Raw genomic sequence first — 12,554 nt, forward strand, 5'->3', positions numbered from 1 at the left:
GCTGTGAGTCTGTAACTCCCGGCGCCGTGTCGCGCTGACTCGAATTAATGTACACACACCCCACAACAAACACAAACTTACTGGTCAAGCATGCTTTTTAGGGTGTCTAATGCACGCCACTTTCTCGCATTCCCCTGCGTCGGTGTTTCTTCTAACCCGGCTTCCACGCCTAAGGGTCTGCCTTAAGCTTCCGTAGCCAAGCCCAGGTTTTCGCTCACCGACTCATTGGTCGTATCGAAGCGCTGAATGCCTCTGCTCAACACACCAAACGCAAGGGCCAGCACTAGTGCTAGCCCAGCGGCTATTCCTAGCACGAACCTCAGCACATTCCCGTCGGCCTCGATGACCTCCTGAACGGTGACGATAGCTGCAGCCAGTGCAGCTGAAAGCACCATGATGGACAGGATGATGACCACCCATTTCAGCCATCCGGTGAACCGGTTACTCACCCAGAAGCCGACTATCCCAACCAGGCCGAAAGTTGCGGCCACTGACGCTGCGACCAGCAGGGTTATCACCAAGCTTTTCGCATCTGCACGCACCTCTAGGTTTCCTACGCTCGGGAAGATGGCATGCAGCAGCAGGAACTCTGCGATCCCTAACAGCATCAAAAGCGCAATGCTTGGCAGCCACAGCGCCACCCGCCCCATAGCTTTCGCATACCACTGGCGGCGATCACCCGAGAACACCAGCCAATTGCCCAGACTCATGTTGAGCGCTTCACCGAAGTAGAACGCTGCCATCAGCAGGAACATTGATGCCGGGTAGAGCCACATCGCACCACTGGTCGTCACCCCTGTGACAAACCAGCCAATTGTTCCGATGCTCACTGCGGCGAGCCCAATAAGGAATACCCGTGCCATGTACCTGTCGATCCGCCACGCGGTGAGGTAATCCAGCGCCGAGGGGTTGGCGCCCTTTTGTTCTTGTTGACGCCACCTCGTCTCCGTATTCAACACCCCAGCGAACAAGCCGAAAGCGCCATCGGTGGTTTCCCCAGCGGGATCGGCCCCTTCCTCTACCGCTGCAGCCTTGTCTTCCTTGGTGGATTTGATGACCTCATTGTTATCTTCCACCCGAGCGAGTGCACCAATAATGCTGGCCACGTGCACGACGAAAACTACTGCCAAGACAAGCCAGAATGCCGGGATGTGCCAATTGAATGTTTGCGCGAGGATGTAGCCCAATAGCATGGATCCGCAGACGACTGTCGATGCAATAGGCATGACTATCAGGAAGTTTCGGCGGATATCCGCCACGCTCATCCCCAGAGCACGAAGCTGCGCCTTGTCCCACACTGCGGTGATCGGCTGCAGCCCCAGCGAAAGACCAAATAGTAGGTATGCCCCTAGCTTGAACCCGTGGATTTCTTCCCCACCCATTGCAAAGAAGAGGACGAGAAGAATGAACACGATGCTTATTCCAGAGTTCCAGGCTTTAGACTGCAGCTGGCGCATAGCCAGCTTCCAGTGGGTCCCCCACGGCATGGGCGGGTAGACATTCGTCACGTCAGAACTCCCTTCCGGTCAGCGCCAGTACCGCCTGCTCCAGATCTGCCCTGGTCACGCGTACGCCACTGCCCTCAATACGGGCAGCGAGATCTTGGACGCTGCCGACACCCAACCTGTGAGTGTCTAGCACTAGGCGACGTAGGCCGGAAGAGGTGGCGTCGTTAAGAACAGAACCAGCGGCCCCAACCTCGCCGAGCGTGGCGTCGACGGCCGCGGCGGAACCGGAGAGGATCGCAATGCGCTCGGTGATGGAGTCGAGGGTGCCGACTCCCGTGATGCGGCCTTTATCGAGGAGGACGACCGAATCGAGGATGCGGGCAGCGTCGTCGACGTGATGGGTCGAGAGGATGAAGGTGCGTGGGTTGCGCTCGACATCCTGCAGCAAGAGCTTGTAGAACAGCTCGCGATTCTGCACGTCGAGCCCCAGGTAGGGCTCGTCAAGGAGGGTGACGGGGCACTGCGCGGCCAGGCCAATAACAATCGAGACCAGGGACTTTTGTCCGCGCGAGAGCTTGGAAAGAGGCTTGCGCGTATCGATCTCAAAGACCTCGCAGAGGTGGTCCGCGTAGCGGTGATCCCAGGTCTCCCAACGGGCGGCAGCCACATTGAGCAGCTGCTTGACCTTGATATCCGCAGGCCAGGGAACATCGGGACCAGAGAGGATCAGGCCGTTAAGGACTGCGGTGTTGTCGAAGACAGGCTGACCGCCGATGAGGACCTCGCCCTTGGCGCGCAGCTGACCCGCAATGGTGCGCAGCAGGGTGGTCTTGCCCGCGCCGTTGCGTCCGATAAGGCCATAAACGCGGCCACCTGGGAGGTGAGCAGTCGCGCCGTCGAGGGCATGGGTAGAACCGAGCTTGCGACGGACGTCGCGCAGCTCGATGCTGGGGGCGACGCCAGAGGCGGCGCCGGGAGATGTTGTGGCGTTCATTCGTACAGTCCTCTACTTTCTGCGACTTTATCCATGAGGTTTTTCAGCTGCGTGCGGTTCATGCCCAACTTGGCGGCCTCGTCGACGAGGGGGACCAAATAACTGGCTGCGAAGGCTTCTTTACGCAAGGTCAGAATGAGCTCCCGCGCGCCTTGTTCGACGAACATTCCCACGCCGCGCCGCTTGGCCAATACGCCCTGATCGACCAGCAACGCCAACCCCTTCCTGGCGGTGGCGGGGTTGATGCTGTGGAATTCTGCGAGTTCGTTTGTCGAGGGGGCACGTTCGCCTTCAGGAAGCGACCCGTCCACGATCGCGTCCGCTATCAGGTCCGCGACCTGCTGGAAAAGCGGTGTTGCCGATTCGTCCACGCGGCACCTCCTTCAAAGCACTACTTAACAAGCTCCCAGCGCGCTCTGCGTTTCGGCGCTTTTAGTTAGCTGGTTGGTTACTTGTGTAACTAACCATACAACAAAGTTTTCAGGCATGCTAGAGGGACAAGAGCTAACAACGAGCGAAATGAAATGAGCAATGAACAATGTTGGAAAGAACACAGGTCTATGTCGACACGTCTTACCTGCTAGCCAGCTTTTATAACTCCTGGGATACCGGCGCCCGCGCACAGTTAGAAATCGACCTACCGGAGGTCGTGGCCGTCCTCGGCCAGATGATTCAAGACCAACTAAAGCAACCCGTCCACCGGCAGTTTTGGTACGACGGAATCCCTGATTCCGGCCCCCACCGCTACCAGCGTTCCCTACGCAGCGAACCGGGTGTGCAGCTGCGCGCCGGCCAGCTGATCGAGTGGGGCGAGCGGCGCACCCAAAAAGCAGTGGATACTCGACTGGTCGCGGACATCGTTATCGCCGCGATGAACCGCCAGGTATCGGACATCGTGCTGGTTTCTGGTGACGCCGACATGCTGCCCGGCGTAGAAGAGGCCGTCGCGGCAGGCATCCGTGTGCACCTCTACGGATTCGGCTGGGATTCCATGTCCTCCGCCCTGCGCTTCGCCTGCGACACAACCACAATCCTGGATCCGCGCGAGGACTTCCGCGACACCATGCGCCTGCAGATCCTGGAAGGTCCGCTGCCGGCTGGCGAGCAGCCCGAACAGCCTGAGGACAAGCCACTGGGAGACGCGGAAGAGCCCGCGGATCCCAGCCCGTGCGTGGTCACAGCGTCGGACGTGCCCGGTGGTGTATCCGGCGATGCTGCCGACACCGACACTGCTTCCGGCACTGCCAGCACTTCCGGCACTATCGACGCCACCGGTTCAGCCACTGACGAAACAGCTCCTGCTGAACCGTCCCCCGCTGCGCCGTCCCCCGCTGCGCCGTCTCCTGCATTGCTGGCAACTCCCGAGCGCACCACTGCCCCGCAGGTACCAAGCCCCGCGGACGTCGCTCAAACAGCACCTGAAGCCACGGCCAAGCCGGAGGCGGTGGCGTCACCACCAGAAGAACAACCAGCAAGACAACCAGAGGAAACAGCACCCGAAGCAGAAGAGGCACCCAAGCCGAAGCCGCGTCCGAACCCCGGCATGATGGCGCGCCACCGCAAGTTGCGCAGCCGGTACGTGCCGCTACCCAACGAGGTCTGGGCTACAGCGGGCGAACAGAGCCCCTCCGATATCGGCCAGCAATACGCGGTCTGGTGGTACGACAACATCGCCACCGAGGAGCAACGCGACAACGCGCACCTGCTCTCCGGCGGTGGACTACCCCCAGAGATCGACCGGCCGCTGCTGCAGTTCGCCTGCGAAACACTGCACGAGTACACGCTCTCCGAGGGGCAGCGCGTGGGCCTGCGTGACGGATTTCACTCTGGGATTAGGGGCATTATGCTGCGCTAACGCACCAGAGAAACCAAGGCCGTCCGGGGCATATGTAACAATGAAGCAATGAGCTCAAGCCCCGCCGCGAAGGTCGACCCGACGGTTCCCTTCAGCAAAGACGCGCTGACGGTGCGCCAGACCCTTATTCGCCTGGCGCTGACCGGTGCGATTGCGTTCGCCGGAACCACCGCAGGGTGGTACATCATGTCGCACACGAACTTCCCGGCCTTCACCAACAGCTTCGTGCTGCGCGGCCTCACTACGGCGAGCATCGCCATCCTGGTCGTCCTCACTGGCCTGGCGAGTTACTGGTGGATCTACCCGCCGCGATGGCTAAACAAGAACGCCCGCAAGGGTTCCCGTGCGGACAATGGCCGAGCGGATGGCCGTGCGGATAGCCGCGCGGGACGGAGCGCCCGACGGGAAACTCTACGGCCCTGGGTCTCCATCGTGCTGCAGCTGGTGATGTACCTCGCCCCCGCTGTACTGGTGCTGGCCGCGCTAGGTATTCCGCTGGCCGCGACACAGCTTTACCTCGGCGGCATCAGCGTGGATCAGGCTTTCCGCACCCAGTTCCTCACGCGCATGACGGATTCCCTCGGGTGGGCAGACATGGCATACGTCGATGAGCCATCCTTCTACCCCGGCCTATGGTTCTTCACCGGAGGACTGTTCGCCCGCATCTTCGGACTGTCCGGCTGGGTAGCTATGCAGCCGTGGGCACTGATCACCATGGCGATGGCAGGCAGCATGCTGGTGCCGGTATGGCAGCGCATCTGCGGCTCCCTTCCGGTCGCCAGCGCCCTGGCGCTCGTGACAGTCGCAGTCACCCTAACCGTCGGCGGCGATGAGCCCTACGCGGCGATCGTCGCAATGGGCATGGCACCGGCGCTAGTGGTCGCGCGGCGAGCACTGCACGGAGGCCGGACTGCGCTGATCGGATCCATCATCTACCTCGGACTATCGGCGAACCTCTACACGCTGTACACCGCCGTGTCCGCACTGACTGTGGTGACTCTCGCCGTTGCCGGGGCAATCACGGTGCGCAGCATCCAGCCACTCATCAAGCTCGTAATCATCGGTGTGGGGTCCATCGCCCTGGCGCTAGTCGGCTGGGGACCATACGTCTGGGCGCTACTGACCCAGCCGCACGGCCCGACGGGCACCGCCCAGCACTACCTCCCCGAGGCCGCAACGCATATCCCCACCCCCTTCTTCGAGTCGACAGCCATCGCCTTCTTGTCCCTGGCCGCCCTGATCTGGATGGTTTTCCGGCGCAAGGACGGCGATGTGCGCGCCCTAACCTACGGGCTCATTGTCTGCTACGCCTGGGTAATACTGTCGCTGCTCATGACGGTTCTCGGCACCACTCTGCTGGGCTTCCGTGTGGCGGTCCCGATCAGCATCATCCTCGCCGTCGCCGGTGTGCTGGCAATCGCCGACTGGCGACTGGTTTATGCTCCGCGCATGTCTTCGCTGGAACGCCGGAAGCCGGGCTTTGGGGTGCTAGTCAGTCGTGTCATGGCCATCGTGCTGGCGATCTGTGGCATTCACTATGCCTCGCAGATCCCCTTCGTCCACGAAGACCACATCGATACCGCCTACACCGACACTGACGGCGACGGCAAACGTGGCGACCAGCTCCCCGGCAATTCCGCCGTCTACTACGCCCAGGTGGATCAGGTACTGCACGAAGAGCTCGGAGGTCGGTCAGGCAAGGTGCTGCTGACGGACGAGAAAACTTTCATGGCCTACTATCCCTACAACGCCTACCAGGCCTTCACCGCGCACTACGCCAATCCGCTCGGCGAATTCGCCCGCCGCAATGAGGTCATCGAGCGTTGGGGCGACATCACCAAGCCCGAAGAACTGCTGGCGGCCATGGATGATGCGGAGAAGACGAACGGGTGGAAGGCGCCGGATGCGCTGCTGCTGCGCGGGCAGCTCGACCTGGAGAAGGAGATGGAGAAGCGCAAGACGGGCTCCGCCAACGAGCCAGGCGACAAGACTCCAGCCCAGAAGCGCACCGAGAAGCCCCTCCCGAAGGTCAAGGGGCCAGGCAACGGCACGTTTACCTACCTGGTGGCCGACGACCTCTACCCCAGCCAGCCGAATGTCCGCTTCCGTCCGATCAGCTTCGAAGCCACCGCATTCGCCAAGGGCTGGAACCTGCACCAGGTCGGCCCGTTCGTGGTTGCGGTGCGGCAGCGCTAGCCCGGTGACAAGGGGCGTCAATAAGAAGAATAAGAGCACCCCAAAAACAACATTCGTCACATTAATGCGCAAGAATCACAAGAAACAGGCTATTTGAGTTCCGAGTTAGCCGTCTCGTGTCCTACAATTACCTGTTGTGTCTAAAGTTCAGCAGCCAACAGGAAAACTAAAGTTAGCGTCCATCATCTCCGGCCTCATCGGCATGGTGATGTTCCTGTCTTTGCCCTTCCTGCCGGTCAACCAGGTTCAGTCCTCCTTTAACTGGCCCCAGGACGACGACCTCACCTCCGTCCAAGCACCGCTGATCTCCTACGTCCCCCAGGACGTGGACATCACCGTGCCCATCAAGGAAGTCCGCAACCTGGACAACGGTGCGACCAATATTCTGTCCACCCTCCCGCAGGAATCCACGGAGGCCACCCTGCGTGGCCTGTTCGTCCGCTCTACCGACGACAGCCTGGACGTGGTCGTGCGCAACGTCGTGCCACTGACCATCCAGAAGGATGCCCTGGCGAAGCTGCCGGACGATGCGAAGCTGCGCATCACCTCTAACTACGAATCCACTCGCTCCTGGGTTCCGGACGCAGAAAAGTCCCTGGGCTACGCACTGGATTCCACTATCGACGACGATGTCCGACCTGCCCTCACCGGCATCTACACGGACATCAAGAACACCGAGAAGAACTCGAACAACACCATCGACGCTGGCTTCCAGGCACACGTCACCGTCGACTCGCGCTTCACCTCTTCCCCCTCGGCTATCAAGTACCTGGCGATCTTCGTGGGCATCATCGCCACCGCGATCTCCCTGTACTGCCTGCACCGCATCGACATTCTGGATAAGCGCACCACCTCCCGCCGACTGTTCCACCGCAAGTGGTGGAAGCCCCGCCCCCTGGACGGCGTAGTCGGTTTCGTACTGCTGGCCTGGTACTTTGTCGGCGCGAACACCTCGGACGATGGCTACCTGCTGACCATGGCCAAGGTCTCCCACGAGTCCGGCTACATGGCCAACTACTACCGCTGGTTCGGCGTGCCGGAATCCCCGTTCGGCTCGCCGTTCTACGACCTGCTGGCGCTGATGACACACGTCACCACCGCCTCCATCTGGATGCGCCTGCCGTCCCTCATCGCAGGACTTGTGACCTGGCTGGTACTTTCCCGCGAAGTGATGCCGCGCCTCGGCGCCAAGATCAACCAGCGCCGGGTAGCGCACTGGACCATGGCGGCGACGTTCCTGCTGTTCTGGATGACCTTCAACAACGGCACGCGCCCAGAGCCGATCATCGCCGTGCTTTCCCTGCTGGCCTGGGTTTCCTTCGAGCGCGCGATCGCCACGCACCGCCTGCTGCCCGCCGCAGTCGCTACGATCATCGCCACCCTGGCGCTGGGCGCCGGTCCGACGGGCCTGATGGCGGTCTCCGCCCTGCTGGCTTCCCTCGGTGCACTGATCCGCATCCTCACCCGCCGACTGCCGCTGCTGGGCGCTCCGAAGGGTGCCCCGAAGAAGACGGTCATCGCCGCCATCCTGGCGCAGATCGCCCCGTTCCTCGCGGCCGGCACCGCGATCCTCACGGCCGTGTTCGCCGACCAGACGCTGCGCACAGTCGCAGAGGCAATCAAGCTGCGCGGCGCCATCGGCCCGTCGATGCACTGGTACGACGAGTTCCGCCGCTACGAAGCCCTCATGGAACAAACCGTCGACGGTAGCTTCCCGCGCCGCTTCACGATGGTCATGCTGTTCTTCTGCATCGGCATCGTCATCGCCGCCATGCTGCGCAATGGACGCATCACCGGCGCCGCCAAGGGGCCGTCCATGCGCCTGCTGCTGGTCATCCTGGGCACCCTGTTCTTCATGACGTTCACGCCCACCAAATGGACCCACCACTTCGGCGTGTTCGCTGGCATCGGCGCCGCGCTGACGGCCCTGGCAGCAGTCGGAGCCTCCCGCTTCGCCCTGCAGACCCGCCGCAACCGGATCCTGTTCTTGGGCTCCACCCTGATGCTGTTCGCCTTCACCCTCGCAGGCCCGAACGGCTGGTGGTACCTGTCCTCCTACGGCGTGCCGTGGTGGGACAAGCCGGTGCAGATCTCCGGTATTACCGCCAGCTCGGTGGTACTCGCCATCTCAATCGTTGTTCTGGTGTGGGGCGCTATCGTTGGTTTTCTTGCGGACGCCAAACACGCCCGTGCCACCACCGAATCGGAAGTGGCCGATCTGAAGCGGGCCGAGCGCAATAAGCTCGACCGCTTCCGCGGCCTGACGGCCGCGCCGATCGGCATCCTCACGACCATCACGGTCGTGTTCACCCTTGCTTCCATGACGAAGGGCATGGTCAGCCAGTGGCCCGCCTACTCCGTGGGCAAGGGCAACGTGATGGCCCTGACGGGTCAAAGCTGCAACCAGGCCGCGGACGTGCTGGTGGAAACCAACACCAACGAGTCCTTCCTTAAGCCCGCCGACGGCACCTCGCTGAAGGACTCACTGACCGCCGGCGGAGGTCGCGGCTTCGAGCCGAACAACATCCCCGCCAAGATCGATGCGAAGTCCAGCGGAGAATCGCAATCCACCGTGGGCTCCGCCGACCAGTTCCGCAAGGAGGAATCCAGCAGCGATTCCAGCACGGACTCTAGCTCCAATGATTCGCGCACTTCCGCTGACCGTGGTGGGGCGCAGGCTGCGGCGTCCCAAGATAAGGCAACAAACGATTCCGACGCTGAGAAGGGCAGCAGCAGCGATAGCAACGACGCCTCCGGAACCACCGGTGGCCTGCGCGCCACCAAGGGCGTGAACGGTTCCTACGCAGTGCTGCCGTTCGGGATCGACACGAACAGGGTGCCGGTGGTGGGCTCGTTCACAGAGGGGCTGCAGACGCCAGCGAACACCATGACCAGCTGGTACAGCCTGCCGAAGAACCGCGACGGACTGCCACTGCTGGTGTTCAGCGTGGCCGGACGGGTCGGACACTTCGACATGGACGGGATCTTCAAGTACGGCCAGGAGATCAAGGTGCAATTCGGCAAGTCCGGCGGCTCCAAGAAGGCCGAGGACTTTAAGGTGCTGGGCGAGCAGATTCCGCTGGATCCGGGCTACGCGCCCGAGTGGCGCAACCTGCGCATTCCGATGAACCAGGTGCCGGAGGACGCGGACTCGGTGCGCATCGTTGCGAACGACCCGAACCTGACGCCTGCACAGTGGATTGCCATCACGCCACCGCGCGTGCCGAAGATGGAGTCGCTGAACGACTACGTGGGCTCCGAGGCGCCGACGCTGCTGGACTGGACGATTGCATTCCAGTTCCCGTGCCAGAAGCAGTACGACCACTGGGCAGGCGTGGCGGAACCGGCTAAGTTCCGCATTTCGCCAGACCACGACGTGCGCAGCAACCACACGCCGGTGATGGACTACTCCGGTGGTGGATCCTACGGCCTGGTGCAGATGACCTCGCAGGCGGAGGAAATTCCGACCTACCTGAAGGACGACTGGCAGCGGGACTGGGGTGTGCTGGACAAGCTGACTCCTTTCCCGAACGCTTCCGGCGATGCGCCGAAGCCGGTGAAGCTGGAGACGGAGACGCACAAGCGCTCCGGGCTCTGGTACAACGGGCCGATGAAGTTCTCGGACTAGTGGCCAGCGGCGGGGGCCTGGCTCGGGGGTGGCGGCCTGGTGATCTGGTGCTGGGCGCGGCCTGGTGCTCTGGCGCTGGGCGCGGCCTGGTGCTGGGGGTCGCATGTGGCTGAATCGCCACTGACACGCCACTGACGCGCCACTTACCCGCCACTGAACCGCCGGAGCATCGGGTGCGGGCAGTCTCTGAGAGGAATGTCCCAAATTCCACGTCTTAGAATATAACTATTCTGTTTGCGCAGGTCAGAGGCCTGCGATTTTTTACTGCAGACCCGCTACTTCCAATAACTCGAAGATTTAGGACAATACCCCTCCGGATCGGTGGGAGTGAGCATGCATAGTCACCCTAAATCGAGACCAATTACGCGATTGCGGTGGGGGTTGGTTCGGGGTCAAAGCTCTGTAAGCGCCATAGACGGCCTAAACGGGGTCGGGCGATACCTGAATAGGGGCGCGAAACTGGGCCGCTTATTCGGAGATTGCTCAAAAGCGGACCTCTCGGAGGCCTGGCGAGGAGAGGAATGTCCCAAATCTTCCACTCTGTTTTTATAGCTTTCCGTTTATGCAGGTCAGAGGCTTAAGAATTTTTGCTGCAGACCAGCCACCCGGCGAAAGTGGAAGATTTGGGACATCGGCCCGCGCGATCGACCTAAGTGAGTGAGCGCGGAGGCTGGAATAGCTCTAGCGAGTGGGTGCAGATCCCGAATAGGCCAGTACGCAAGCAGCGCAACATAGGAAAACCGCCGCCCAGTGAGGACGGCGGTTGGTTGGCCGCAGCAGCGTCAGCAGTCGAAGCTGGAATGCTTGCCGGGGCCAAGCCAGCGTTTAGTTAGCAGGGGCTGGGGCGGGAGCCGGTGCCGGTGCCTAGCTAGCAGGGGCTGGGGCGGGAGCCGGAGCCGGTGCCTAGCTAGCAGGGGCCGGAGCGGGAGCCTGACCAGCCGGGGCAGGGGCCGGGGTCGGAGCTGGGGCGGGAGCCGGTGCCTGACCAGCCGGTGCCGGGGCGCCAGCCGGAGCCTGACCTGCCGGGGCGGAGCTATCGGCAGTGGCGGACTTCGCGGCATCCGCGAGGTCAGCGAAAGCGTTAGCATCGGGCTTGACCTGACCGTTCTCCAGCTTGGCATTCCAGTTGGAGATGCCACCGAACTGCTGCAGCAGGGTCAGGATCTGGCCGATGTTCACAGCGCCACCCTTACCAGCACCAGCACCTGCACCAGCGCCCGGCGCGACACCCTGGAGCAGCTTCAGGATTGCCTCGACCGGCAGCTTCTTGCCACCAGCGTTGAACTCCTTCAGCGCACCGGACAGTGCGGTGTAGGCCGTCAGAACTTCCTGGGCGGTCTTCATGGAACCGGATACGTTGCCACCGTTGCCAGCAGCGCCAGCGGAACCTGCGACCTGCGCCGGATCCATCCCCTGAATCTGCGCCTTACCCTGAGTCAGCAAAACGTCCGGGGATACGCGGCCACCGATAACGCCCAGCACCTGCATCAGGAAGTCGGTAGCCAGCGGAACGTTCACGCCGGTGGCGTGCTCGATCTTGTTAGCGACCGCAGCCTCGCCATTAGCTGCCGGACGCAGCACGTCCAGAGCTTGGGAAGCCTGGCCAGCAGCGGTGTTCGCCGACATGCCAGATGCCAGAGCATTCAGGGCAGCATCGTCGCCGTAGTACTTGTTCAGGTCCACCTTGGCCTTAATGCCGTCGACATTGCCGGAGTCGGAGTACTGCCAGAACGTCACGTGATCCCAGCCACCCGGGATATCCGCCGGCAGAGTGTCGCGGTAGTAGGCCAGCCACAGTGGGTACTCGGAGAACTCGGTGGTGTTAGCCATCTTGTTCTTCCAGAAGTAGTAGTAGGTGTAGATGATCGGATCACGGCCGGTCAGGGTCTTGATCTCGTCGACCCATTCGCGCACCCAGTTCTGCAGTTCGGTCGGGTTCAGGCCACCGTCTTCCTCCAGATCCAGCGTCGGGGGCAGCGAAGGCTGCGCACCGGTGGCCAGGGTCGTGGCGTACAGGCGTGCCTCGCCACGCGGGTCGCGGTTACCCGGGCGGGCGTAGTGGTAGCTACCCGGCACCACGCCGGCCTGCTGGGCCTTAATGGAGTCGGTAGAGAAGTTGGGGTTGGTGTAGTAGTTGCCCTCGGTCGCCTTAACAAAGGCGAAGGACTGGCCGGACTGCTTTACTGCGGTCCAGTCGATAGCAGCACCGCCCGGGTGCTGGTGGGAGGCCACGTCAACGCCCTCGAGCGCCCAGGAGGGTACGGGGACAATGTCGGTGGCAACGAGGGCTGCCACCGTGAAGGCGGTGCCAGCTAGTGCCGTTGCGGTGAGGCGTGCGGGGACGGACTTGCGCGTGGTACGGCGCCATGGCAGTGAAATCATGAATCACACCATACCCAAAAGTCACACCTTTCACACCATTCACACTAGCCT

General features: G+C 62.1%; 7 protein-coding genes. 3 read left to right on the plus strand and 4 right to left on the minus strand.

Annotated features, from left to right (window positions below; genetic code table 11):
* Positions 1-182: 182 nt before the first annotated feature.
* The 3 genes from L8U58_RS08880 to L8U58_RS08890 are packed head-to-tail and all read right to left on the minus strand — an operon-like array spanning position 183 to position 2,813.
* Positions 183-1,457, minus strand: coding sequence for a hypothetical protein (locus tag L8U58_RS08880; RefSeq protein ID WP_034992399.1), 1,275 nt, complete (start codon positions 1,455-1,457; stop codon positions 183-185).
* A 52-nt stretch (positions 1,458-1,509) separates the two neighbouring features.
* Positions 1,510-2,442: an ATP-binding cassette domain-containing protein gene (locus tag L8U58_RS08885; RefSeq protein WP_269955161.1), complete on the minus strand. Its 933-nt coding sequence runs from the start codon at positions 2,440-2,442 to the stop codon at positions 1,510-1,512.
* Positions 2,439-2,813: a GntR family transcriptional regulator gene (locus L8U58_RS08890; RefSeq protein WP_034966447.1), complete on the minus strand. Its 375-nt coding sequence runs from the start codon at positions 2,811-2,813 to the stop codon at positions 2,439-2,441. The genes L8U58_RS08885 and L8U58_RS08890 overlap by 4 nt, the downstream gene beginning before the upstream one ends.
* A 167-nt stretch (positions 2,814-2,980) precedes the next feature.
* Between L8U58_RS08890 and L8U58_RS08895 the strand changes: the two genes are divergently transcribed.
* The 3 genes from L8U58_RS08895 to L8U58_RS08905 all read left to right on the plus strand — a co-directional run bounded on the left by L8U58_RS08895 (position 2,981) and on the right by L8U58_RS08905 (position 10,121).
* Positions 2,981-4,297 (plus strand): NYN domain-containing protein, encoded by a 1,317-nt coding sequence (locus L8U58_RS08895; RefSeq protein WP_034966449.1) that lies wholly within the window; start codon positions 2,981-2,983, stop codon positions 4,295-4,297.
* 48 nt (positions 4,298-4,345) lie between these two features.
* On the plus strand, positions 4,346-6,493 hold the full coding sequence (locus tag L8U58_RS08900; protein WP_269955162.1) for a galactan 5-O-arabinofuranosyltransferase: 2,148 nt from the start codon (positions 4,346-4,348) through the stop codon (positions 6,491-6,493).
* A 136-nt stretch (positions 6,494-6,629) separates the two neighbouring features.
* Positions 6,630-10,121, plus strand: a complete 3,492-nt coding sequence (locus tag L8U58_RS08905) for an arabinosyltransferase domain-containing protein (RefSeq protein WP_269955163.1) — start codon at positions 6,630-6,632, stop codon at positions 10,119-10,121.
* Positions 10,122-11,024: 903 nt separating this feature from the next.
* On the opposite strand, the gene L8U58_RS08910 is transcribed toward L8U58_RS08905, so the two are convergent.
* Complete coding sequence (locus L8U58_RS08910; RefSeq protein WP_269955164.1) at positions 11,025-12,503, minus strand: glycoside hydrolase family 25 protein; 1,479 nt, start codon at positions 12,501-12,503, stop codon at positions 11,025-11,027.
* Positions 12,504-12,554 lie beyond the last annotated feature (51 nt).

The sequence above is a fragment of the Corynebacterium macclintockiae genome, assembly GCF_027570165.1.
Taxonomy (GTDB): Bacteria; Actinomycetota; Actinomycetes; order Mycobacteriales; family Mycobacteriaceae; genus Corynebacterium; species Corynebacterium macclintockiae.

Excerpts from the sequence above, each read along its gene's own strand:
- L8U58_RS08880 (WP_034992399.1), bottom strand. The coding sequence starts at position 1,457 with ATGCGCCAGCTGCAGTCTAAAGCCTGGAACTCTGGAATAAGCATCGTG.
- L8U58_RS08895 (WP_034966449.1), top strand. The coding sequence starts at position 2,981 with ATGTTGGAAAGAACACAGGTCTATGTCGACACGTCTTACCTGCTAGCC.
- L8U58_RS08910 (WP_269955164.1), bottom strand. The coding sequence starts at position 12,503 with ATGATTTCACTGCCATGGCGCCGTACCACGCGCAAGTCCGTCCCCGCA.
- L8U58_RS08885 (WP_269955161.1), bottom strand. The coding sequence starts at position 2,442 with ATGAACGCCACAACATCTCCCGGCGCCGCCTCTGGCGTCGCCCCCAGC.
- L8U58_RS08900 (WP_269955162.1), top strand. The coding sequence starts at position 4,346 with ATGAGCTCAAGCCCCGCCGCGAAGGTCGACCCGACGGTTCCCTTCAGC.